The following is a 25,596-nucleotide window of genomic DNA, read 5'->3' on the forward strand; positions in this document are numbered from 1 at the left end:
ATTTTAATTACTACCTCGCTTGGATAATTCTAACTCGTCTATCTTATATAAAGTTACATAAACTATAGTTGCCGGATAGTAAAAGCTTATTTAGAGGGGGAACTTTTTCATGGGAAGACGTGGAATTATGTCAACGCAAATGAAAGAGGAAATAGCTAAGGAGTTAGGGTTTTACGATACGGTAAAGCAAGAAGGTTGGGGAGGCATTAAATCAAGAGATGCCGGAAATATGGTGAAGCGAGCAATAGAGATCGCTGAGCAACAGATGAGAGGCAAATCCTAAATTTAGGGATTTGTCTTTTTTTTAATTCGTCTTTTGAGAATTTACTTAAGGAAGTATTTATACCTCTATTTATACCTCTATTTAATATTTATTCGCCTCAATATCTCGAATATGGTACAATAATCTATATTTTTAAGCCCGTGTATAAAGAAAGAAAGGTAGGTGATCTGGTGATTGTCATGGAGAAAGCACCTGCAAAGATTAATCTGTCTTTAGATGTTTTGCATAAACGAGATGATGGTTATCATGATGTTGAAATGGTGATGACAACCATTGATTTATCTGACCGAATCGAATTACAACAACTTCCTAAGGATGAGATTCAAGTTGCGTTGGAAAGCAGATATGTTCCCAGTGATGAACGAAATTTAGCTTACCAGGCAGCTAAATTATTTAAAAACACATATCAAATTCCATACGGAGTTCGTATCCATATTGAAAAAAACATTCCTGTATCTGCAGGTCTTGCTGGAGGGAGTACAGATGCTGCAGCTGTTTTACGAGGATTAAATCGCTTATTTCACGTAAATGCGCCTTTGAAAGATTTAGCAACATTAGGTTCAAACCTGGGGGCGGATGTAGCTTTTTGTGTATACGGAAAGACAGCAATCGCAAAAGGGTTCGGAGATCAAATTGAGTTGCTTCCATCACCACCAAACTGTTGGGTAATTACTGCAAGACCAGATATAGGAGTATCCACTAGAACGATTTTTGAACGGATTAATCTACAAAACCTTCATCATCCTGATACCAAAAAAGTTTTAGAGGCACTACAACAAAGAGATTTTTATCAAATTTGTATGAGTTTAGGAAACGCTTTGGAAGATATAACATTTGCGATTCATCCGGAGGTTTTCCGAATTAAGAATGCAATGCTACAAGCTGGTGCAGATGGAGCGATAATGAGTGGTAGCGGACCAACTGTATTTGGTCTAGTGCAACATTTCAGTAAAGCACAACGGATTTATAATAGTATGCGTGGTTTTTGTGAGGATGTACAATTGGTACGGATTTTAGGGTGAGTATTGTTTAAAGTCGTATATTAATGATATATTATATTTAAAACATTCGGATTTGGAGGTGTAACAACGTGAAAAGAAGTAATCGATTAGTAGTTTTGACAGATTATTTCCTGGAAAATCCAAGAAAGCACATTAAACTAACTCATTTTGTAGAGCTTTGTAATACAACGAAGTCCTCGATTAGTGAAGATTTAGATATCATTCATGACGTATTTCAGCAGCAAGGAATGGGATATTTACAACGAACCACTGGAGCTGGTGGTGGAGTACATTATATACCAGAATTTACTTCTGAAAAAAGTGAAGCATTTATAACGGAACTGCAACGTCAACTAGAAGACCCAGTCCGTATTTTGCCAGGTGGATATCTTTATATGAGTGATATATTAGGAGATCCAAAAATGGTTCGTGAAATTGGAAGAGTGTTTGCTTCTCGTTTTTCCAATTTAGAAATAGATGCAATTGTAACGGTAGCAACCAAAGGAATTCCCTTAGCGTATGCTGTTGCCTCATTTTTAAGTGTGCCAGTAGTGATCGCCAGAAGAGATCCAAAAGTTACGGAAGGATCATCTGTTAGTATTAATTACGTATCTGGTTCATCTCGTAAGATACAAACAATGGTATTACCTAAGCGTAGTTTAAAAGAAGGATCGAATGTCTGTATCATTGATGATTTTATGATGGCAGGAGGAACAATTGCTGGGATAAAGAGTTTACTGGAAGAATTTAATGCAACAGTAAAAGCAATTGGTGTATTAGCAGAAGCTGAAGATGAGGAAGAAAGAATTGTTAATGACTATACTTCTTTAATAAAAATTTCGCATGTAGATCTACAAAATAATACAATTACGATATTACCAGGTAACTATAACAATTAGATGTATAATTTATTAGGTCTTTTTATCCGTGATTTTTCATCTATTACCTTTTTCTTATATTATTATTAAAATATTTCATTTTTTTTGCAATTTAAAGCAGGAATTTTATTTGTTTTGTTGAATTAGTTAAGAAGTAAGATCAAAGAGAAAAGGTGGTGAAACATCATGGAAGTGACTGACGTTAGATTACGCCGCGTAAATACAGAAGGAAGAATGCGAGCGATTGCATCAATCACGTTAGACCAAGAGTTTGTTGTCCATGATATACGCGTAATCGACGGTAATAATGGACTATTTGTGGCTATGCCATCAAAACGAACTCCAGATGGTGAATTTAGGGACATAGCACACCCTATTAACTCCGGAACCCGTTCTAAAATCCAAGAAGCTGTATTAGCGGAATATCAAAAGGCGGGCGAAGATGAAGTAAACTACGAAGAAGCAGGTGCTTCATAATTAAATATGATTGTGATAGGAGAAGGATTTAATCTTAAAGCAGGTTATCCTTCTTTTTTGTTGTTATCAAAAAAGTTCCCCGAAATTTTCTATCCTATAAGGGAATTGTACTGAAACGATATATTTTTGCGATAATTGGACTTTAGTCCTTTGTAGCTTGCTTTTTAGCTAGATGCTGTGACACTCCATAATATTCTATTGTTTCCAACTAATTCCTTTAATGTATCAATGTTTTCACTTTTATTGAAAAGATGGGCCAATTACGATATATTTTTAAGTGGATATTTAGAGATAATGGAGGTTTCCTAATGGCGAATCGATTTGCTGTAATATTAGCAGCGGGGCAAGGGACTAGGATGAAATCAAAGCTACATAAAATGCTTCATCCAGTTGCTGGCAGACCAATGGTGCAACATGTCGTTGATCAGCTGCAACAGGTTAACTTAAATAAAATTGTTACTATTGTTGGATTTGGAGCAGAAAAGGTGAAGGCACAACTTGGCTCTTCAAGTGAATTTGCATATCAAAAGGAACAGCTAGGTACCGGCCATGCTGTTTTACAGGCAGAGGATCTATTGAAAGATGAAAAGGGTGTAACAGTTGTTGCTTGTGGAGATACACCTCTTATTCGTGATGAAACGTTCGAAGCACTGATTCAATATCATGAGCAAACAGGAGCTAAAGCAAGTGTTCTTACAACCAAAGTAGAAAACCCAATGGGATACGGTCGTGTCGTTAGAAATGATCAAGACGAGGTTGAGAGAATCGTTGAACATAAAGATGCCAATGAAGGTGAAAGATTAATTCAGGAAATTAATACGGGGACGTATTGTTTTGACAATCAAGCCTTATTTGCTGCTTTAAAAGAGGTTTCCAATGATAATGCACAAGGCGAATATTACTTACCTGATGTAATTAAGATATTGCGCCATCAAGGGGATACGGTTAGTGCGTTCTTGACTCCTGATTTTGATGAGACAATTGGAATAAATGATCGTATAGCACTTGCAGAAGCTGAAAAAATAATGAAAAAGCGCATTAATGAAGAACATATGCGCAATGGTGTCAGTATTATTGATCCTGAACAAACTTATATTGAACCGGATGTACAAATTGAATCAGATGTTATTCTCCATCCTGGAACAGTATTAAAGGGTGAAACAATTATTCGTACTGGGGCAGAAATCGGCCCGCATACTGAACTTGAGGATTGTGAAGTTGGAGAGGAAACTGTCATAAGACATAGTGTTGCTACAAGTAGTAAAATAGGGAATAGAGTAAATATTGGTCCATTTGCCCATATTAGACCAGCGTCACACGTGGGTAACGATACAAAGGTTGGAAATTTCGTAGAGATTAAGAAAACAACCCTAGGAGACCATAGTAAAGTATCTCATTTAAGCTATATTGGTGATGCTGACGTTGGAGAACGTGTTAATGTTGGCTGCGGAACCATTACAGTAAATTATGACGGTACGAATAAGTATTTAACTACAATTGAAGATGATGCATTTATTGGTTGTAATTCGAATCTAATTGCACCTGTAACGGTTGGAAAAGGTTCTTACGTAGCTGCCGGATCTACTATTACAAAAAATGTACCCGAAAATGCATTATCGATAGCAAGAGCAAGACAAACGAATAAGGAAGAATATGCATCTAAATTCAAAAAATAGATTAACAATTTTATGGAGGTAATCAAAAAATGACATCCAGTTATAAAGATTCGTCGTTAAAAGTTTTTTCATTAAATTCAAACCCTGAGTTAGCAAATGAAATTGCTACACATATAGGAACAAACTTAGGAAAATGTACGGTTTCAAAATTCAGTGATGGAGAAGTACAAATAAACCTTGAGGAAAGTGTTCGTGGCTGTGATGTATATGTAGTACAATCTACTTGTGCCCCTGTTAATCAGCATATTATGGAATTGTTAATTATGATTGATGCATTAAAGCGAGCTTCTGCAAAATCCATTAATATCGTAATGCCATACTATGGTTATGCACGACAAGATCGTAAAGCTCGTTCTAGAGAACCTATTGCGGCTAAATTAGTAGCTGATTTAATTGAAAAAGCAGGTGCAAATCGTGTGATTACATTAGATTTACATGCACCACAAATTCAAGGATTTTTTGATATACCTATTGATCACTTACAAGGTGTTCCAATTCTTTCGAGCTATTTTGAACAGAAAAATCTGGATGACGTTATTGTTGTCTCTCCAGACCATGGAGGAGTTACAAGAGCAAGAAAAATGGCAGACCGCTTAAAAGCACCAATTGGAATAATTGATAAACGTCGACCAAAACCAAATGTTGCGGAAATCATGAATATCATCGGGAATATTGAAGGGAAAACAGCGATATTAATTGATGATATTATTGACACTGCTGGTACCATTACGCTTGCAGCGAATGCCCTCATTGAGAACGGTGCAAAAGAAGTATATGCATGTTGTACACATCCTGTTTTATCTGGACCTGCGATCGAGCGCATCGATAACTCTAAAATTAAGGAACTAGTGATTACTGATAGTATTCCATTACCTGATGAAAAATTTAGTGCAAAAATTACAGCTTTATCGGTAGCTCCATTAATTGGTGAAGCGATTATTCGCGTTCATGAAATGCAATCCGTAAGTATCCTTTTTGATTAATGTTTAGTACGATCTGATTTCGGGTATTAATGATATTGACCGTTTTTTACAACCAAGATGAAGCATAAGTATTTAACAAAAAGAAAATATAAGTTATAACGAATGTTTTTAATAAACTTGGAGGGTGATTTTAATGGCAGTAAAATTAAACGCAACGAAAAGAGAAGATCTTACAAAATCAGCAACAAAACAAATTAGGTTAAGCGGAAGAGTACCAGCGGTTGTTTACGGTAAAGCAAAAGACCCTAAAAATGTTTCAGTTGATAGTGTTGAATTAGTAAAAACGGTTCGAGATGAAGGTCGAAATGCAATTATATCTCTACAAGTAGAGAATAATAGTGTTGATGTTATGCTTCATGACTACCAAATTGATCCGATTAAAGATGAATTACTACATGCAGACTTCTATATTGTGAATATGTCCGAAGAAATGGATGTAAATGTAGCGGTTCGTCTTGATGGGGAATCCAAAGGTGAAAAAGAGGGTGGCGTATTACAACAGCCATTCTATGAAATATTAGTTCGTGCAAAACCGAATGAAATTCCAGAAGAAATTGTTATCGATGTATCTGATTTGGATGTTGGTGATAGTATAATGGTATCTGATATTAAAGTAGTAGGTAACTATGAAATATTAGAAGATCCAGATACTTCTGTTGTTTCAATTACACCACCGACAACTGAAGAAGATCTAGAAGCAGACGATGTAGATGAAAATGCAGAGCCGGAATTAGTAGGTGCTGAGAAAGACTCTACAGACGAAGAATAAGAAGATAAGTATTAAATAAAAATGTAATAATAATATAATGCAACTGAAAAATCCCCTTCTTTGTTAGGATAGAATTATGCTTCTTGACAAGAAGGGTTGTTGTATTTGTATATGATAATAAAAGTACGAGTTCAAAAAGAAAAAACGACTAAGGTTAGGTAAGCTTACAACCAGTGGGCTGTGATCGTATCCTCAGAGAATTTTGTACATTGAAGGTCTTATTTTTAGATTTTTAAACATCGACTAAAAAGGAAGAATATAAATGAAACTTATTGTTGGTCTAGGGAACCCTGGAAGAAAATATAAAAAAACGAGGCATAATATTGGCTTTTTTGTCATTGATGAATTATTACATCGTTATAAATGGAAGCTAAATAATTCAAAGTTTGAAGGGGATTACTCCATAGAATATATCGATGGAGAGAAAGTCATCCTATTACAACCTCAAACATTTATGAATCTCTCTGGTAAATCAATTGGTCCGTTAATGGACTATTTTGATATAGATATAGATGATGTATTAGTTATTTATGATGATTTAGATCTACCTACTGGAAAAATTAGACTTCGTCAAAAAGGTGGTCATGGTGGACATAATGGTGTACGCTCTACGATTGATCATTTAGGCACAAAAGATTTCAAGAGAGTTCGTTTAGGTATTGGACGACCAATGAATGCCACTCCAGTGATTGATTATGTGTTAGGTAAATTTCCAAAACAAGAGACTTCTGCAGTGACAGAGAGCGTGGAAAAAGCGGCTGATGCAATAGAGGCCTGGATAAAAGGCAAACCATTTTTAGAAGTCATGAATGATTTTAACCAGTAGAGCATAGCTTATCATATATTAAGTATATTCTAATTCAACCCGGTTAAACTGTTAGTAACAGATTGTTTAACTGGGGTGGTAAAATGACAATTTATTATGATTGTAGGCATTGTGGTCAACGAATTGGAAAACTAGATCAAAAGGAAATTGATGTATCTTTACTTGGATTTGATCAATTAACAAATAAAGACTTAACCGATATGATATATTATGATCAAGACGGTAATATGCGGGTGAAATCAATTTGTGAAAATTGTCAACGTACACTGGAACAGCATCCAAACTACCATGAATTAGATTTCTTTTTACAATAAGATATAAAGCAAATATTTTTAAGGGCCTTTGGTATAAACCAAGGCATTTTTGCGCTTTTACATACAGTTATAAGAGGGGACAAACGATGAAAGCTATTCATACATTTTTAAAATCAAAAGAAGATATTCATTCCATAGTTGAAGGAGTAACTAGTGGAATGAAAGAACAGATGATAGCAGGGTTAAGTGGTTCTGCTAGAAGTTTAGTAATTTCTGCTATTCATGAATCGATTTATCGACCTGTGTTAATTGTGACCCATCAGTTAGCTCAAGCACAGCAACTATATGATGATTTCGTTGAACTAGTAGATGATGAACGTGTCTACCTTTATCCAATCAATGAATTGATTGCTTCAGAAATTGCGATTGCAAGTCCGGAATTACGTGCACAGCGAATAGAGGCATTGACAGAATGGACACGCCATAAGTCAGGAATTTTGATTGCACCAGTAGCTGCCTTGAAGCGTATCCTTCCACCACAAAATTATTGGGATAATTATCAACTTCTATTTAAATTAGGTCATGATATTAAGATAGATCACTATATGAGTTCACTAGTAGACATGGGATATGAGCATGCCTCTATGGTTACCTCGCCGGGAGAATTCAGTAAACGTGGTGGAATTATTGATATTTATCCGATTACGGAAAAACACCCAATCCGTATTGAACTTTTTGATGAAGAAGTCGACTCCATTCGATACTTCGATGCAGAGTCTCAGCGTTCGCTGGATAGACTTGATGAAGTTAGTATCGGTCCAGCAAGTGAATTGTTATTAACGGATGAGGATTTATTAAAGACTTCCGAACAATTAGAAGAAGCATTAGCTACAACATTAAGAAAAATGAATAAACCAGAAGCAAAAGAACAATTGGTAGAGGTCATCGAACATGATATTTCGCGTTTTAAACAGTTAGAGCGTTTTCAAGAAATGTATAAATATATTGGATATCTGTACACAAATCCAGCTAGTTTATTAGATTATCTACCTAATAACGGTCTCGTTTTCTTTGATGAGATGAGTAGAATCGGTGAAACAGCAATAAATCTAGACCATGAGGAAGCAGAATGGTATGCCAGCCTATTAGAAGGAAATAAGATGGTGCAAAATAGTCGATTTTCATTTGGTTGGGATGAAGTCATGGAGGGCATGAATCAACAACGTATTTATATGTCTGTATTTATGCGTCATATTCCAAATACCAATCCTGAGAATGTTATTAATCTATCTTCTCGAACGATGCAGGAGTTTCATGGTCAGATGCATTTATTTAAAAATGAATTACAACGGTGGGATAAAGGTGATTACTCCGTCATAATACTTGCCGCAGATGAACAAAGAGCAGAAAAGGTTCATTCTATACTAGATGATTATGATATTGAGACACAAATAAGTAAGAAAGATCCGGTATTACCAGTTAAAATGCCTACTATTATTGTTGGAAATATCCAGTCTGGAACGGAATTTCCTATGCATAAGCTAGCGGTTGTTACGGAACAAGAGTTGTTTAAGAAGCGAATGAAGCATAAACGAAAACAACCAAAAGTATCGAATGCCGAGCGCATTAAAAGTTATCAGGAACTAAAAATAGGAGATTATGTTGTTCATGCCAATCACGGTGTGGGTAAGTATTTAGGTATAGAAACTTTAGAAGTAAGCAACTTGCATAAAGACTATATGTTAATCAAATATTCTGGTGATGATAAGTTATTTGTACCGATTGATCAGATTGATCTTGTTCAGAAATTTGTTGGATCAGAAGCAAAAGAACCAAAATTATACAAGCTCGGTGGATCAGAATGGACGAAAGTAAAACGAAAAGTACAATCGTCTGTTGAGGATATTGCTGATGATCTAATTAAACTATATGCGGAAAGGGAAGCGAAGCAAGGCTATGCTTTCTCGCCAGACTCTGAATTACAACATGAATTCGAAGCATCGTTCCCTTATCAGGAGACGGAAGATCAGTTACGTTGTATTCAAGAAATTAAAGAAGATATGGAAAAAGAACGTCCTATGGATCGATTGCTTTGTGGAGATGTTGGCTATGGAAAAACCGAAGTGGCAATTCGTGCTGCGTTCAAAGCAGTATCTGATGGGAAACAAGTGGCGATACTAGTGCCAACAACGATTTTAGCACAGCAGCACTATGAAACGATTCGAGAACGTTTTCAAGATTATCCTATCAATATAGGGTTATTGAGTCGTTTTCGTACCAAAAAACAACAAACAGAGACAACTAAAGGACTAAAGAGTGGAAATGTTGATGTAGTTGTCGGCACCCATAGAATTTTATCCAAAGACGTAGAGTATAAAGACTTAGGATTATTAATTGTGGATGAAGAGCAACGATTTGGTGTGAAGCATAAAGAAAAGATAAAACAATTGAAAACAAATGTAGACGTTCTTACATTAACTGCGACACCAATCCCGCGGACATTGCATATGTCGATGCTAGGGGTGCGGGATTTATCTGTTATTGAAACACCGCCAGAGAATCGTTTCCCTATTCAGACGTATGTAACGGAGTATAATCCTATTTTCATGAGAGAAGCGATCGAACGAGAAATGGGAAGAGGCGGCCAAGTCTTCTTCTTATACAATCGTGTGGAGAATATAGATAAGGTAGCTCGTGATTTAGGTATGCTTGTTCCAGATGCAAAAATTGCGGTTGCTCATGGACAAATGAACGAGTCTGAATTAGAGAATGTTATATTTAGTTTTCTAGAGGGAGAATTTGATATTCTCGTTAGTACGACCATCATTGAAACAGGGGTAGACATACCGAATGTAAATACGTTAATCGTCAATCATGCCGATTACATGGGATTAAGTCAGCTCTATCAATTACGTGGTCGAGTAGGAAGGTCGAATCGTGTAGCATATGCATACTTTACGTATCAAAAAGATAAAGTACTTACAGAAGTCGCGGAAAAGCGCCTGCAAGCAATTAAGGAATTTACAGAGCTTGGATCTGGTTTTAAAATTGCAATGCGTGATTTATCCATACGTGGCACCGGGAATTTATTAGGGTCACAACAACATGGATTTATTGATTCTGTTGGTTTTGATATGTATTCTCAAATGCTGAAAGATGCAATAGATGCACGAAAAGCAGGAAAAGAACTTGAAGAAATCAAACCATTTGAACCTGAACTCTCATTGAAATTAGATGCTTACATTCCAGATGAGTATCTAGAGGATGAAAAACAAAAAATTGAAATCTATAAACAGTTTCAAACACTGGATAGTGAAGAAGCGATTGGTGATCTAAAAGATGAATTAATTGATCGGTTTGGTGATTATCCACAGGAAGTAGAACATTTATTTACCGTAAGTGAAATGAAAATGTATGCGAAAATACAGCGTGTAGAGTCAATTTTAGAGACACCTAAAAAGATAGAAATGCTTGTCGATGAATCACGTAGCCAAGAAATCGATGGATCAAAGCTATTTGCTTTAGCAAATGAGTATGGGAGAGATATTGGACTTGGCACAGATAATAAAAAGTTAAAAATTGGAATTAAGTGGAGTAAAGATTCAAAATTTAAGCGATATGATACGGTTACAAGCTTTATAAAACAGCTAGATAAAACAAATCGATAAAAATTTTATTTGGAATGTATAGTTATTACTGGATGATTTATACTAAAACCACAGCTGGTGATTGTTTCGTGTTTTTCCAAAAATTAATTATGAGGAAATACATGTGGACCAGAATCATCATTTAGAAAGCGAGGCTACTTAGAATGAAAGCAACAGGAATTGTACGTCGAATTGATGATCTGGGGAGAGTTGTGGTTCCTAAAGAGATCAGAAGAACCTTACGTATACGAGAAGGGGATCCACTAGAGATTTTTGTTGACCGAGAAGGGGAGGTTATTCTAAAAAAATATTCCCCAATCAATGAATTAGGACATTTTGCTAAAGAATATGCAGAAGCATTATTTCAATCTCTTCAGACTCCGGTAATGATTACTGATCGCGATGATGTTATTGCAGTTGCTGGGGAATCCAAAAAAGAATACTTGAATAAACCTATAAGCAATGTAATAGCAGATACTATTGAAGGTCGTTCACAAGTATTTGAGGTAGATTCGAAATCAATTGAAATTATTGATGGACAAGAACAACAATTGCAATCGTATTGTATTCATCCCGTCATTGCGAATGGAGATCCTATCGGCTGTGTAATGATTTTTTCAAAAGAAGAAAAGCTAAGCAAAATAGAGCAAAAAGCAGCAGAGACGGCATCAACATTTTTAGCAAAACAAATGGAATAGACATAAGTACCTCAGGAATTTTCCCCTGAGGTTTTCTTATGCCCTGTGATATATTCACAACCTTTATATCATCTAAGCCGATTATGAAATATGTTATAATTAGAGAAATTCATTGAAGTAAAGGAAATACATTATGAAAGAGAATGATACCAATAGATTGGTAAAAGGAGCATTATGGTTAAGTATTGCCGGATTGCTTAGTAAAATACTTAGCGCTGGTTACCGTATTCCCTTACAGAATCTAACAGGGGATATGGGTTTTTATATATATCAGCAAATTTATCCACTACTAGGTATAGCAACGATGCTTGCATTGTATGGATTTCCATCCGCTATTTCAGCAGTGACTTCCAGAGAACTTTCACAAGAAAAACGATTAACATGGAATTCCTTCTATGCACCGATATTAGCCATATTATGTATATTTCATTTCTTGCTAGCAGCTGTAATATGGATTAGTGCACCATTATTGGCAGAAACAATAAATGAAGCTTCACTTATATGGTCCTATCGGTTAACCGCAATTGTATTTTTATTTATTCCTGTTGTTGCTCTTTTTCGAGGAGTACTTCAAGGAATGTATCAAATGATACCAACTGCTGTATCACAAATTGGAGAGCAATTAGTAAGAGTGGGTATTATCATTAGTGCAGCGTGTTTGGTTGCTTTTTCGTCCTATTCCATCGATTGGATAGGAATGGCGGCAGTATATGCGACATTTTTTGGAATTTGTATGGCTACAATAATTTTATTGGTTTTCTATGTTAAGGAGAGAAATCAACTACAATCTTTCCCGAAAAATAGTGACAATAGCTTTTCTATTAAACCTTTTATATCAACCGTGCTAATTCTTGGAATTGCTGCTGCAATGAATCATATGACGCTATTGTTTATTCAATTAGCAGATGCTATCACCTTCGTACCACAGCTATTAGAGTTTGGTTGGGGAAATATAGAGGCCAAAGAGTTAAAGGGTGTATTCGATCGGGGACAGCCACTGATACAGCTTGTCACCGTCTTAGGCTCATCGATTGCATTAACGATTCTCCCGATGATTAGTGAAAAAAAATTAAAAACGGAAAAATTACATGTATATACATATGTACGAACGGCATTTCTAACTGGTTTTTACATTGTAATTGGAGCTGTTATTGGATTACTATTATTATTGCCTGAAATAAATCGGCTTCTATTTCAAAATGAACAGGGGAGCATAGAACTACGTGTTCTTATGTTATCGGTTGTCTTTGCTACATTGGCCATTATAGGATCAACCGTTTTACAAGGGTTTGGGTATATTAAACGTACTGCACTATTTATTGCAATTACCTTTTTTATTAAATGGATAGGGAACCAGTTATTGATTCCAAATCTAGGAATGATGGGGGCTGCTATTGCGACGGTATGCAGTCTGTTATGTTTGTTTTTATTAATTATGATGGAAATACGACGTAAACTACCAGAATTACACATCTCTCGCTCTATACAATGGAAAAGTATATTTGTTGCAGCGGGTATCCTTACTTTTTATGTGTGTATTTGGAAGCTTTTTATTCCAGAAATATGGTTGGGTTCTCGATTGTTTTTATTAATATATTTGATGGCTGTTTGCTTTAGTGGTGGTATCATATACTTTATATTTATTTTACGTATGCAAGGATTTACGAAACATCAATTACAATTATTACCCAAATCGACATTATTACTACGGTTAGCGGAAAAGAGGAATAAATTATGAGCAAAATAGAAATCATTGGACTGGGCGCTGGGAATTTGGATCAGTTACCTTTTGGTATGTATAAAAAGCTCATTCAAGCTTCAGGTCCTGTCCTAACAAGAACAATTGAACATCCGGTTATAACCGAATTACAAACAGAAGAAGTGAAGTTTGTTTCTTTTGATCATTTATATGAAGAAGAAGAAACATTTTCAATTGTATATGAACGGATTGTAACGGAATTAATTCACCAGGCAAAAAAAGACAATGAAACCATTCTTTATGCGGTTCCGGGACATCCGATGTTGGCAGAAAAAACAACGCAGCTTTTATTAGCACAGACGGAGGTAGAAGTAAGTATTTTAGGTGGACAGAGCTATTTGGATGATTTATTTACTGCAATGAAGATTGATCCGATAGATGGATTTCAATTTGTGGACGGGACGGATTTACACCGCGATCAATTAAACTTAAAAAACCATCTGTTTATTTGCCAAGTGTACGACGCATTTATCGCCTCTGAAGTAAAATTAACGTTATTAGAAGACTTGCCTGCTGATTTTGAAGTATATATCGTAGAAGCGGCAGGAAGCATAAATGAGCAGATAGTGAAAGTAACACTAGAAGAGTTAGATCAAAAAATGTGGACGAGTAATCTAATCTCAGTTTATGTCCCTCCGGTCCCAGATGAATTACTTCGTCATACATTTAATCATTTCCGTCAAGTTATGAAGACACTACGAGGTCCAAATGGTTGTCCATGGGATAAGAAACAAACACACGAATCCTTACGTTATCATACTATTGAAGAGGTGTATGAGTTAATCGATGCCATTGATGCAGAAGATGACGATAATATTATGGAGGAGCTTGGAGATTTATTGATGCACGTGTTGCTCCATAGTCAAATCGGAGAGGACAATGGGTACTTCTCTATCGAGGATGTTATACTGTCGATTACCAATAAGATGATTCATCGTCATCCTCACGTGTTTTCCAATCAAAATGTACAAGATGCCAATGAAGTAGAGAAGAACTGGGAAGAATTGAAAAAGGAAGAAAAAGGCCATCAACGAGCATTACTTTTAGATGGTATTCCAAACCACCTACCTTCTCTATCAACGGCATATAAAATACAGAAAACAGCAGCGAAAGTTGGATTTGAGTGGGAAGACGTCGGGGGAGTTTGGGACAAACTTTATGAGGAAATTGAAGAAGTGAAAGAAGCAGTTCGAGAAAAGAATTTAGACGAAGTGGAAGATGAAATAGGGGATGTCCTATTTGTTATGGCGAATCTAGCTAGATATTACAACGTACATCCAGAGATCGCGTTAAATCGTGCCAACAATAAATTCAAATATCGTTTTGGTTATATTGAAGACAAATTATTAGAGAATAATCGTACATTCGAAAACACTTCTCTTGAGCAAATGGATGATTACTGGAATGAAGCGAAAAAGGTGAAAAAAGAGGAGGAAAATAAATGAGACTAGACAAATTTTTGAAAATATCTCGCGTAATTAAACGGAGAACTCTAGCAAAAGAAGTTGCTGAGCAAGGTAGAATCTCAGTAAATGGCAACACAGCAAAAGCTTCTACAAAACTATCCGAAGGGGACGAGTTAGCAATACGTTTCGGACAAAAGATAGTTCACGTACGTGTGAATTCATTACGTGAAATTGTACGAAAAGAAGAAGCAGAGACATTATATACAATTATAAAAGAAGAAAAGATTGATGATAAATAGAGTTCTATACTTGTCCTTCCAATCATAGAGTAATAATGATAAGGAGGGTATTTAATATGAACTACTATGAACCGAAAGAAACAATAAATCGTGTCCAGACTGAACATTCCGTCAAGATAAATAATCGAAAAGACCTCGAGATTACCGGTGTAAAGGAAGTCGATAGCTTTGATAATGAGGAGTTTCTGCTAGAGACGGTTATGGGCTACTTAATCGTGCGTGGCCAGAACTTACAACTAAAAAACTTGGATGTAACGGAAGGTGTTGTAACGATTAAAGGGAAAATTTATGAACTTTCCTATGTGGATGAACAGCAACAGGAGAAAGCTAAAGGTTTCTTTAGCAAGTTGTTCCGATGACACTTAGTGTGCAGTTTATCACGATGATATCCATGGTTTTAAGTGGATTTTATTTGGGTATTATACAACAGACATTTCGAAGATTAACGACATATTGGCGAGATAATGCTTTTCTAACTTATTTTTTGGAGATAGGCTTCTGGCTGACGCAGGCAGGGGTCATCTTTTATGTACTTTACCGTGTAAACGCTGGAGAAGTACGATTGTATGTGTTGCTTGCTTGTTTACTTGGCTTTTCTATATATCAAGTGTTTGCGAAAAAACCATATATTCGAATTTTAGAAGTTATTATTCGTATTGTCAGCTCCATATATCATTTTATTCGCCGTTTATTGGATAAACTGCTGCTAACACCTTTTAAGTGGATAATTACCCTTATTTATCGTATGATAAAAACAATCTTTGGTTGGACAATTACTCTACTTTTGTTTATATTAAATGTGATTTTAGCACCATTTATTTGGATTGGAAAAGGAATCTATAAAATAATTCCAGATTCTTTTAAAAAATTTTTAAAGAAAATAGAAGGATTTTATAGTAAAATAAAGAATATATGCTATAGGTGGTTACAGTTATTTCGAAGGAGGTAATAGCTTTGGCGAACAGAAAGAAAAATGTAACTAGATTAGATTCCAATTATATGCAGCAACACGATGTGTACATAGAAAGACAAAAACGAAAAAAACAACGTTTGGTTCGTCGTCTAGTATTATTTGGTGTAGTCATTGCTATTGCATTTGGAAGTATGACTGCTTATCATGTTAATCAACGTGCTACACAATCGGACAAGTTGGAAGAGTACCAGCAATTAGAAGAAGAACTTGTCCAATTAAAAAATCAGGAATCCAATTTGGAAAAAGAAATTAAGTTATTACAGGATGAAGATTATGTGCTAGATATTGCACGGACTAATTATTTCTTCTCTAAAGAGGGAGAAAAAATCTTTAAGTTACCTGATGAGGATCCGTCTTATTGACACTTTTCGTTCTGATTAATATACTATATGAGAAGTACATTTAATCTTTTAAGGAGGAGCATTTTTTTTATGTCAATCGAAGTAGGCAGCAAGCTGCAAGGGAAAGTAACTGGAATCACTAATTTTGGAGCCTTTGTTGAGTTAGAAAAAGGAAAAACTGGGTTAGTTCATATTAGTGAGGTTGCTGACAACTATGTAAAAGATATTAATGAACATTTAACTGTTGGTGATGAAGTGAAAGTTAAAGTTATTAATGTCGAAAAAGATGGCAAGATTGGTCTATCTATAAAAAAGGCGAAGGATCGTCCTGTTCGCCAACAAAAGAATACCAAAGAGCGTACAGAGAATTTTGAATCGAAAATGAGTCGTTTCTTAAAAGACTCAGAGGATCGTTTAGCCTCTTTGAAGAAGCACACCGAATCTAAACGCGGGGGTCGAGGTGCTAGAAGAGGATAGCAGTTGCTGTCTATGATAATGCTCTAATATAAATGAAAGCAGACACATCCATTGGATGCAGTCTGCTTTTTTGGTTTTTAAAGATAGTCATATATAAAAAAGCTCGTCCTGCTATTATGCAAAACGAGCTTCTTGTTTATGATAGCGGCGGAGGGGATCGAACCCACGACCTCACGGGTATGAACCGTACGCTCTCGCCAGCTGAGCTACACCGCCATTTAACCAACAAAAAATATCATACAACAGCAAAGGACATGTGTCAATAGAAAATATAAGATTATAGAAATAAGTACATCTATATGATAACGTGGCTGTCCTAATTCAGTTAAAGTACTTACTTCTTTTACTTTGCATGTAATGAACACAAAAGATAAATCCGAATGAATGGCCATTATATTTCTCACGTTTATTCTATCTATTATTCGTCTTTTGACTAAAATCTTTGTTAAGTCCCACCCTCTAAATTTAACGATGAGACTAAACCAAGAAAACTGTTTGTTCAACTAGCACAGGGGAGAGAAAGAAAATTTTCAACTAAATGAAGCTTCTCTTTCATAAATTATCTTCCAACTGAATTTGTTCCACTCGCTACGCTTCTAAACGGGCGCTTGCGCTTTTGTTCTGTAGACACAGTTTCTTCAGATTCTTCAGGCGGATATCTTCTCTTTATAAAGAAAGAAAGTATAAATCCTAAAATAGCAAAAATTGTAGCAATCATAAATGAGTCATTAATTCCTTCAATAGTTGCTAAGTTCTCGATCACTTGTAATTGTTCTTCTGATACAACTGTTTGCGTCATTTCGTCCATATGCTTAACCGTTTGGCTACTCATTACAGTTACTAAAAATGCAGTACCAATCGCACCGGACATTTGCCGTAACGTGTTAGCCATTGCGGTTCCATGTGAATATAAACGCTGTGGTAACTGATTTAACCCTGCTGTCATAATTGGCATCATAATCATTGAGATACCTACCATTCGGAGACTATAGACGAACATTAAATAATAATACCCGGTCTCATTCGATAAATCAGAAAATAGAAAAGTAGTTATGGCAGTTATACCTAGACCAGTAATCGCTAACGGCCGAGCGCCAATCCGATCAAATAATTTACCGGTAATCGGAGACATGATTGCTGAAATCAACGCCCCGGGTAATAACATTAATCCCGATGCCAACGGAGAAAACCCTCGTAAGTTTTGTAAATAAATAGGAACCAGAATCATCGCTGCAAACATTGACATGGTTATAACAACACTAATGACGGTTGTTAGCGAAAACATACTATATTTAAACACTCGAAATTCGAGTATAGGAGTCTTTAGTTTCAATTGCATTCGAATAAAGAACACCATTACAATTGCTCCTATAATTAATGGGGCAATGACTTCTACATGCTTCCAGCCCATTTCCCCCGCCAAGCTAAACCCAAGGAGTAATCCACCAAATGCGACGGTAGACATTAATATCGAAACATAATTTACCTTTGGGTTTGATTGCTTCGTTACATTCCGTAAAAAGAAAAATGCCAAGATGATGTCGATAATGGCAATTGGGAGAACGATAAAGAATAATATGCGCCAAGAATAATTTTGAACCACAAGTCCCGATAATGTTGGACCAATAGCAGGTGCAAACATCATAGCAAGTCCGATATATCCCATCGCAGATCCACGTTTATTGACAGGGAAAAGACTTAAAATTACATTCATTAGCAAAGGCATCATTATTCCTGCTCCAGCCGCTTGAATGACGCGACCGAATAATAGTGAAGGATAACCAAAGGCTAAACCACAAACGAGTGTACCTAAGGAAAATAGTGACATTGCTGTTAGGAATAATTGTCTTGTGGTAAACTTCTCCATTAAAAAAGCTGTAATTGGAATGAGAATTCCATTCACAAGCATAAAGATAGTCGTTAATGATTGTGCCTGATTGGCAGACATATTCATATCCACAATCATGACAGGTAATGCAACATTTAATAATGTTTGATTAAGAATAGCGATGAATGCACCGATTACCATGACAAAAATAATTGGTATCTTTGGTAAGTTGGTTGCATCTAGATACATAGATCTATCCTTCATGTTGATCACTCCTCTCCACCGCCAATTTTTCTTTTATCAATTGATGGAGGCGAAATAAACTTTCTGTATCTTCGTCACTAACTTCAGATAACTCATGAAGTCTTGCATGGAAGAGTTTTTTACCTTCTGCTTCTTTCTTTTTACCTTCTTCCGTTAAATTAAGATTAATGGCACGTCTATCCGATGTGGATTGTTCTCGTTTAATAAAAGAGGCCTTTACTAATCTGTCAACGGTGCTGCTGACGGTACTCTTATTAATATTCATTTTTTCCGCAAGTTGTTGAAGACTTATGTTAGGTTGCTCGGATATATATTTCATCGTCTGAAGCTGTACGACAGTTATACCCAGATCATTGGCATGATGCCACATTTGTTTATAAAAAAATCGATTCACTTCTCGAAAGGAGTGAATGATTTTAGTAATTTTTTCTTCATCATTCATTTCTTAAAACTCCTTAGACTACAGAAATGTTCATGTGCGAACTATTTTGGTCACTGATAAATACTATAGGGTAGATTTAAATGGATTGCAAGAGAAATATTTCGCATTACGAACCTTTTTCTGCCTCTAATTTAAATTAACGTACTTCTTCCTTTTTAATTTCTACAAACGATACGACTTTCGGCAAATTACTTCATATATAAGCATGTTTTCAAATACGTCTATGATGAAAACTATGAATGGAGGTAGAATAGCGATACGGTGATGTTTTTGTGAAGAAATTATTTAAAATTCATACGGGAGACATAGGACGATATCCACACATTGCCATCATGGATTGTGTTGAAAGATGCTTCTTATATGGAAAACCGTCGAACGATTTTTGGTTGGGCCTATGTAATTTTGACAAAAAAAGAAGGCATCATGTGGTTTACTAGTTTGAAAGATAGGAGTGGATAACATGATAGGATCAATTCCAAGGGCGGAATCGGGAACGATAGGTTTTGAGAAGTCGGGGAAAAAAGGAAAGATACGTCAAAAGATACAATCGAAGGTGAAACGATTGTTAATAGACAAAGGATGGATCTTTTATTTAACAGGGTTTTTACTTGGACGAGCAGTAATTCTATCCGCTGTATCACCATTTGCGGTAGCTTTTATTGCCACAATATGGCTTGTCCATCGAGATAAAAGTCTAAAATCGATGATTGCAGTGTTTCTTGGAGCACTAAGTTATCATTTTGAGCATGCGATGTTCATCGCGTTAGCATTTTTAGTATTTATTTTAATAGGATCGCTAACGAAGAATATGAAGAATCAACAATTGGTTTTACCTGTAGTCGTATTTCTGTCTACAATACTTTCTCGAATCTTCTTCTACTCATTAAGTAACACGGTAACCTCCTATGAATGGGCCCTTTTAGCGATAGAGGGAGTATTAGGAGCAGTTCTTGTTATTATCTTTATGCAAAGCATTCCTCTTTTATCACCAAAACGATATAAACCAGCATTAAAAAATGAGGAGATTGTATGCTTAATTATATTAATTGCCTCCGTTTTAACAGGGTTTATTGGATGGCAAATTTATGGAGCTTCAGTAGAACAAATATTTTCGCGATACTTTGTATTAATTTTTTCATTTATTGGTGGAGCTGCAATTGGATCTACAGTAGGAGTTGTTGCAGGATTAATATTATCTCTCGCAAATGTTGCCAATCTCTATCAAATGAGTTTACTGGCTTTTTCAGGATTGCTAGGAGGATTGCTAAAGGAAGGAAAAAAACTAGGAACGGCAATTGGTTTGTTAGTGGGTACTTGCTTGATAGGAATTTACGGGAATTCTGTGGCATTAGTTCCTTCTTTAATGGAGTCTTGCATAGCTATCGGCTTGTTTTTATTAACACCAGCTAGCTGGTTTAATCATATAGCCAGATATATTCCAGGAACAGAAGCATATACGAATGAACAAGAACAATATTTACAAAAAGTAAGGAATGTTACCGCGAAACGTGTGGAGCAGTTTTCAGATGTATTTCGTGCGTTATCAAAAAGTTTTTCAGTTACAGACCCTACGGTTAATGATGAACAACAGGAAGCTCGTCGCGATACGGATTACTTTTTAAGTCAGGTTACAGAGAAAACTTGTCAAGGATGCTTTATGAAGGATCGTTGCTGGCAAAAGGAATTCGATCAAACCTATTCTTTAATGGAAGAAATGAAAGAAGATGTTACGTCTGGTAAAGATCCTAACCGAAAAGTGATGCGGAAATTTGAGAATCATTGCGTTAAATCCCGGAAGGTTGTAGATGCAATGAAAGAAGAAATGAGCTTCTATGAAGCAAATCATAAACTACGGCAGCAAGTCACAGAAAGTAAACGGCTTGTAGCAGACCAGCTGCAAGGGGTATCAGATGTGATGGAGGATTTTGCTAAAGAGATTGTAAAAGAAAGGCAACATCATGAACTCCAAGAAGCACAAGTTATCGCTGCTTTAAAGCATATAGGAATAGAATTAACACGATTAGACATTTATCAATTGGAAAAAGGGGATGTCGATATTGAATTAACAGCAAGTTTCGGAGAATATCGCGGAGAAGGAGAGAAATTAATTGCTCCGATATTATCTGATATACTTCATGAAATTATTGTTGTTAAGCAAGAAGATATCTCTCCGTTCCCACATGGATACAGTCATTTTACGTTTGGTTCAGCAAAAGAATTTGCCATTGAAACAGGTGCGGCAAATGCTGCAAAAGGAGGCGGTTTAGTTTCGGGAGATAGCTTTACAACGATTGAGTTAGGGGCTGGTAAATTTGCGATGGCAATAAGTGACGGTATGGGCAATGGCAAGCGGGCACGAGAAGAAAGTATGGAAACACTTCGATTACTTCAGCAAATTCTGCAATCTGGCATTAAGGAAAAAGTAGCGATTAAATCGATAAATTCTATTTTATCGCTTCGAACGACAGAAGAAATGTTTGCTACATTAGATTTAGCAGTGATTGACCTACATGATGCATACGCGCAATTTGTAAAGATTGGCTCTACACCGAGTTTTATTCGGCGTGGCGCTAATATGTTTAAAATAGAAGCGAGTAATTTACCGATTGGTATTATTAAAGAGTTTGATGTAGAAATTGTGAAAGAGCAATTACTTCCCGATGATTTATTAATTATGATGAGTGATGGAATATTTGATGGGCCACAACATGTAGAAAATATCGATATTTGGTTAAAGCGAAAAATTAAAGAGATGGACACAGATGATCCACAAGAAATTGCGGACTTGTTATTGGAAGAAGTAATTAGAACAAGATCAGGAGAAATTATAGATGATATGACCGTGCTTGTTGCGAAAGTGAAGAAAAACACCCCGCAATGGACAAGCATACCAATCTATGAAAGCAATGTTTTATAAAGTGAGTCAATATCATAATTGTTATAAAAAACGAATAATTGTCAGATTTAAATGAAGGACGGCTTCTCCTGCGGAAAGAGGCCGTTTGCAACGGAAATCCAATAGTGCAACAGTCTTATACAGGCTGTTACCGCCTATTAAACATATATACTGTTTGAATTTGGTTTGCCAATGAATTGTTCACCGAAGTAAACCGATGTAAATTGTGCAAGGATAGTTAATCTCCCTTACCACGAATAAATGTATAGTTTTTGATGTACTTGGCGAAGATGGTAGTGGAAAAAGAGGGAGGTAAAGGTCATTGAAAAGCGGTACACTTAAACAAATTTTATTATTAACAGATGGTTGCTCGAATAAAGGTGAAGATCCATCGGCAGTAGCAGCTTTAGCTAGTCAGCAGGGAATCACGGTAAATGTTATTGGTATTCTAGATGATGATCAATCAGAAAGCCCGGACGGTCTTCAAGAGGTAGAAGATATTGCACTTTCTGGAGGTGGTGTCAGTCAAATTGTCTATAGCGAAAATCTATCGCAAACCGTGCAGATGGTAACACGCCAAGCAATGACACAGACATTACAAGGATTTGTTAATAAAGAACTTCGCCAAATATTAGGTGATCAACAATCCATGGAAGATTTAGATCCTGAGAAACGTGGAGAAATTATGGAGGTTGTAGAAGACCTTGGTGAAACAAGTGATTTAGAGGTAGTAGTTTTAGTAGATACAAGTGCAAGTATGCGAGATAAATTACAGACAGTAAAAGAGGCATTAATGGATCTCTCCATTAGTTTAAATTCACGGGTTGGTAGAAACCGATTTTGTATATACAGTTTTCCTGGAAAACGAAAAGATATTGATCTAATCCTAGATTGGTCACCAAAGCTAGATTCAATATCAAGTGTATTCCCAAAGTTATCCAGTGGAGGTATTACTCCAACCGGTCCTGCTATTCGTGCAGCAATGTATCAGTTTAGTAAGAAAAACTTACTAAGGAGTTTGAAGCGTGAAGATGAATACGGCATCGAAGAATCCGGATATTAATTTACGTCCACAACAACAAATAAGAGGCAAGTGGCATCACAAAAACTATACCGTTATTCGCAAACTTGGGGCAGGAGCAATCGGAAGCGTATATCTATGTGACTATCTTGGGAAACCAGTAGCTTTGAAAATAAGTGAAAAAGGTTCTTCGATGACAGTAGAAGTTAATGTATTAAAGTCATTGGAAAAGGTCCAGGGATATCGCCTTGGACCTTCTTTATTGGACGTTGATGATTGGATGTCGACTAGTGGGAGACTCTACTCATTCTATGTAATGGAATATATCAGAGGAGAATCTCTAAGTAGCTTTGTCCGTGCGAAAGGAAAAGCCTGGATTGGTGTATTTATGTTACAGTTGCTAGAGGACTTAGAGAAGTTACATGAGTCAGGCTGGGTGTTTGGTGACTTGAAAACGGATAATTTAATGGTATCATCGACGCCTCCCCGTGTACGTTGGGTAGATGTCGGTGGTACGACAAAGGTAGGAAGATCAATAAAAGAATATACCGAGTTTTATGATCGTGGATATTGGGGTATGGGTACTAGAAAAGCAGAACCAAGTTATGATCTTTTTGCATTAACGATGGTATTTTTAAATATATATTATCCACGGCGATTTGATCGGGTAAAAGATTCTTCTGAAAAATTGTTAATGAAAAAACTCGATCAAGTGAGTGATTTAACTCTATATCGCCCCCTACTGCAAAAGGCACTTCGAGGTAAATATACGACAAGCACTGCTATGAAAAAAGATCTTATGTCGTTAATGCAACAGAAACAAAAACGAAAGCACTATCACCAACGAAGTAAAAAACCATCAAACTATTTACTTATTGAGTCAATTAGTATAGGTTGTATTGCGACTGTCTATTATTTGCTGTCTCTACTTTTATAGTAAAAAGAGGTATGATAGGATATAGACGATATTTTAGTGAAGCGGTGGGTTAAAATCGATGAAACAATCTATTCTTTCCTTTATTCAAAAACATCAATTACTACAAGAAGGCTCAAAAATTATTGTTGGGGTATCGGGTGGTTCTGATTCAATGGCACTACTGCATTTTTTAAAAGATTTGCAAGAGAAATGGAGTTTGGAGGTTATTGCGTTAACCATTGACCATCAATTACGTGGTGAAGATTCAACAGCCGATCAGAAATTTGTAAAACAATGGTGTCTACAATCAGATTTAAAGTGTATTGCTCATCAAGTGGATGTTGGTGAATATCAGCGTCAATACCAAGTTAGTGAAGAGCTTGCCGCACGTAGATTAAGATATGATATTTATGCTGCGGAGATGAAGAAACAAGGTGCTGACTATATTGCACTAGGACATCATGGAGATGATCAAGTAGAAACCTTATTCATGCGGTTAACACGTGTGGCTACTTCAAATGCTTTTGAAGGTATTCCAGTAAAGCGTTCCTTTGCAAATGGTCAACTTATTCGTCCTTTTCTCTGTGTAAACAAACAAATGATTTTACACTATGTTAAAGAAAATGAAATTCCTTTTCGTGAAGACCAAACAAATAAAGATAATAGATTTACAAGGAATTACTATCGTAATGAGATTATCCCGCTTCTTAAAAAGAATAATGAGCGCTTATTTGTAACAGCACAACGATTGAGTGAAACGTTAGGGGAAGATGAGAAATACTTGGCCGAACAAGCAAGAAAAATGGTGGAAGAGGTAATCGAACGGGATACAAATTCCACTGAAATTAGTTTCGTTAATCAAGCATTTATAGAACGTCCCCACGCTTTACAAAGACGTGCCTATCATCTAATATTAAACTATCTGTATGATACATTACCTAAGGATTTATCTCATATTCATGAAGAGAAATTTTTTGCATTAATAGAACGACAAGAGGGTAATACTTATATAGATTTCCCTTTATCATTACGTGTAGAAAATTCCTATGGCAAAATTCATCTATATTTTTCAAATCAACTTCCTCGTCAATTTGCATTTCACTTACCATTGCAAGTCCCTGATCGAGTGGAATTGCCAGATGGTGCTCAGATTACTTCTGAGTTGGTTGATGCTAAAACAGACAAAATAAGCCGCAATAATATTATTATTCCAATTGATTCTGTAGCATTGCCATTACATATACGAACGCGAAAACCAGGTGATCGAATGACGTGGGATGGCTTAAAAGGTACGAAAAAATTAAAAGATATTTGGATTGACGCAAAAATCCCAGCAAATGAGAGGGATAAGTGGCCTATCGTTACGGATGATAATGATAAGATTATCTGGTTAATAGGACTTAGAAAAGCGTTTGGTTCTAATCAATTTTGCCAGGGTGGAGAACAGATAAAACTTAGCTATCATAAAGGGACTATTTAGGA

Annotated in this window: 24 protein-coding genes and 1 tRNA gene; 22 read left to right on the forward strand and 3 right to left on the reverse strand. The window is 36.0% G+C overall.

The features are described from left to right. The first annotated feature begins 109 nt into the window (after positions 1-109). From C794_RS19270 to C794_RS19355, 18 genes are all read left to right on the forward strand, one after another. Positions 110-283 carry a small, acid-soluble spore protein, alpha/beta type gene (locus tag C794_RS19270; RefSeq protein ID WP_011064456.1) on the forward strand — a complete coding sequence of 58 codons (174 nt, stop codon included), beginning with the start codon at positions 110-112 and terminating at the stop codon, positions 281-283. A gap of 170 nt (positions 284-453) precedes the next feature. Beyond that, positions 454-1,305 (forward strand): 4-(cytidine 5'-diphospho)-2-C-methyl-D-erythritol kinase, encoded by an 852-nt coding sequence (gene ispE / locus C794_RS19275; RefSeq protein ID WP_017798813.1) that lies wholly within the window; start codon positions 454-456, stop codon positions 1,303-1,305. 68 nt (positions 1,306-1,373) lie between these two features. Beyond that, positions 1,374-2,183 carry a pur operon repressor gene (gene purR / locus C794_RS19280; protein WP_017798814.1) on the forward strand — a complete coding sequence of 270 codons (810 nt, stop codon included), beginning with the start codon at positions 1,374-1,376 and terminating at the stop codon, positions 2,181-2,183. Positions 2,184-2,348: 165 nt separating this feature from the next. Then, positions 2,349-2,639, forward strand: coding sequence for a septation regulator SpoVG (spoVG, locus tag C794_RS19285; RefSeq protein WP_011064459.1), 291 nt, complete (start codon positions 2,349-2,351; stop codon positions 2,637-2,639). 308 nt (positions 2,640-2,947) lie between these two features. Then, the gene (glmU, locus tag C794_RS19290; protein WP_017798815.1) at positions 2,948-4,315 is read left to right on the forward strand and encodes a bifunctional UDP-N-acetylglucosamine diphosphorylase/glucosamine-1-phosphate N-acetyltransferase GlmU; all 1,368 of its coding nucleotides are present in this window, start codon (positions 2,948-2,950) and stop codon (positions 4,313-4,315) included. Positions 4,316-4,344: 29 nt separating this feature from the next. After that, positions 4,345-5,298: a ribose-phosphate diphosphokinase gene (locus C794_RS19295; RefSeq protein WP_017798816.1), complete on the forward strand. Its 954-nt coding sequence runs from the start codon at positions 4,345-4,347 to the stop codon at positions 5,296-5,298. Between the two features lie 133 nt (positions 5,299-5,431). Beyond that, a complete protein-coding gene (locus C794_RS19300; protein WP_017798817.1) occupies positions 5,432-6,067 on the forward strand; it encodes a 50S ribosomal protein L25/general stress protein Ctc in 636 nt (211 codons plus the stop codon). A gap of 262 nt (positions 6,068-6,329) precedes the next feature. Then, positions 6,330-6,893: an aminoacyl-tRNA hydrolase gene (gene pth, locus C794_RS19305; protein WP_017798818.1), complete on the forward strand. Its 564-nt coding sequence runs from the start codon at positions 6,330-6,332 to the stop codon at positions 6,891-6,893. Between the two features lie 83 nt (positions 6,894-6,976). Beyond that, positions 6,977-7,207 carry an anti-sigma-F factor Fin gene (locus C794_RS19310; RefSeq protein WP_017798819.1) on the forward strand — a complete coding sequence of 77 codons (231 nt, stop codon included), beginning with the start codon at positions 6,977-6,979 and terminating at the stop codon, positions 7,205-7,207. A gap of 86 nt (positions 7,208-7,293) precedes the next feature. Next, positions 7,294-10,815, forward strand: coding sequence for a transcription-repair coupling factor (gene mfd, locus C794_RS19315; protein WP_017798820.1), 3,522 nt, complete (start codon positions 7,294-7,296; stop codon positions 10,813-10,815). Between the two features lie 143 nt (positions 10,816-10,958). Next, positions 10,959-11,492 carry a stage V sporulation protein T gene (gene spoVT, locus C794_RS19320; RefSeq protein WP_017798821.1) on the forward strand — a complete coding sequence of 178 codons (534 nt, stop codon included), beginning with the start codon at positions 10,959-10,961 and terminating at the stop codon, positions 11,490-11,492. Positions 11,493-11,625: 133 nt separating this feature from the next. Beyond that, positions 11,626-13,230: a putative polysaccharide biosynthesis protein gene (locus tag C794_RS19325; RefSeq protein WP_017798822.1), complete on the forward strand. Its 1,605-nt coding sequence runs from the start codon at positions 11,626-11,628 to the stop codon at positions 13,228-13,230. Continuing rightward, the gene (gene yabN, locus C794_RS19330) at positions 13,227-14,696 is read left to right on the forward strand and encodes a bifunctional methyltransferase/pyrophosphohydrolase YabN (RefSeq protein ID WP_017798823.1); all 1,470 of its coding nucleotides are present in this window, start codon (positions 13,227-13,229) and stop codon (positions 14,694-14,696) included. Before C794_RS19325 ends, yabN begins: the two co-directional genes overlap by 4 nt. Then, positions 14,693-14,956 carry an RNA-binding S4 domain-containing protein gene (locus C794_RS19335; protein WP_017798824.1) on the forward strand — a complete coding sequence of 88 codons (264 nt, stop codon included), beginning with the start codon at positions 14,693-14,695 and terminating at the stop codon, positions 14,954-14,956. Before yabN ends, C794_RS19335 begins: the two co-directional genes overlap by 4 nt. A 56-nt stretch (positions 14,957-15,012) precedes the next feature. Next, positions 15,013-15,315, forward strand: a complete 303-nt coding sequence (gene yabP, locus C794_RS19340; protein WP_017798825.1) for a sporulation protein YabP — start codon at positions 15,013-15,015, stop codon at positions 15,313-15,315. Then, complete coding sequence (gene yabQ, locus C794_RS19345) at positions 15,312-15,905, forward strand: spore cortex biosynthesis protein YabQ (RefSeq protein ID WP_017798826.1); 594 nt, start codon at positions 15,312-15,314, stop codon at positions 15,903-15,905. The genes yabP and yabQ overlap by 4 nt, the downstream gene beginning before the upstream one ends. Before the next feature lie 5 nt (positions 15,906-15,910). Beyond that, positions 15,911-16,291, forward strand: coding sequence for an FtsB family cell division protein (locus tag C794_RS19350; RefSeq protein WP_017798827.1), 381 nt, complete (start codon positions 15,911-15,913; stop codon positions 16,289-16,291). Between the two features lie 69 nt (positions 16,292-16,360). Beyond that, positions 16,361-16,747, forward strand: coding sequence for a S1 domain-containing RNA-binding protein (locus C794_RS19355; protein ID WP_017798828.1), 387 nt, complete (start codon positions 16,361-16,363; stop codon positions 16,745-16,747). 142 nt (positions 16,748-16,889) lie between these two features. Here the strand turns inward: C794_RS19355 and C794_RS19360 are convergent. The 3 genes from C794_RS19360 to C794_RS19370 form a co-directional block, all read right to left on the reverse strand. Continuing rightward, positions 16,890-16,963: transfer RNA gene (locus tag C794_RS19360), tRNA-Met, on the reverse strand. 343 nt (positions 16,964-17,306) lie between these two features. Beyond that, positions 17,307-18,839 carry a DHA2 family efflux MFS transporter permease subunit gene (locus C794_RS19365; protein ID WP_017798829.1) on the reverse strand — a complete coding sequence of 511 codons (1,533 nt, stop codon included), beginning with the start codon at positions 18,837-18,839 and terminating at the stop codon, positions 17,307-17,309. Then, positions 18,829-19,281, reverse strand: a complete 453-nt coding sequence (locus tag C794_RS19370; protein ID WP_017798830.1) for a MarR family winged helix-turn-helix transcriptional regulator — start codon at positions 19,279-19,281, stop codon at positions 18,829-18,831. Before C794_RS19370 ends, C794_RS19365 begins: the two co-directional genes overlap by 11 nt. Positions 19,282-19,741: 460 nt before the next feature. Between C794_RS19370 and spoIIE the strand changes: the two genes are divergently transcribed. From spoIIE to tilS, 4 genes are all read left to right on the forward strand, one after another. Further along, on the forward strand, positions 19,742-22,198 hold the full coding sequence (gene spoIIE, locus C794_RS19380) for a stage II sporulation protein E (RefSeq protein ID WP_017798832.1): 2,457 nt from the start codon (positions 19,742-19,744) through the stop codon (positions 22,196-22,198). 301 nt (positions 22,199-22,499) lie between these two features. Continuing rightward, positions 22,500-23,240: a VWA domain-containing protein gene (locus C794_RS19385; RefSeq protein WP_017798833.1), complete on the forward strand. Its 741-nt coding sequence runs from the start codon at positions 22,500-22,502 to the stop codon at positions 23,238-23,240. Next, positions 23,203-24,135 (forward strand): serine/threonine protein kinase, encoded by a 933-nt coding sequence (locus C794_RS19390; RefSeq protein ID WP_017798834.1) that lies wholly within the window; start codon positions 23,203-23,205, stop codon positions 24,133-24,135. Before C794_RS19385 ends, C794_RS19390 begins: the two co-directional genes overlap by 38 nt. 58 nt (positions 24,136-24,193) lie before the next feature. Continuing rightward, positions 24,194-25,594, forward strand: a complete 1,401-nt coding sequence (gene tilS / locus C794_RS19395) for a tRNA lysidine(34) synthetase TilS (protein ID WP_017798835.1) — start codon at positions 24,194-24,196, stop codon at positions 25,592-25,594. Positions 25,595-25,596 lie beyond the last annotated feature (2 nt).

The sequence above is a fragment of the Oceanobacillus kimchii X50 genome, from assembly GCF_000340475.1.
Classification (GTDB): Bacteria; Bacillota; Bacilli; order Bacillales; family Amphibacillaceae; genus Oceanobacillus; species Oceanobacillus kimchii.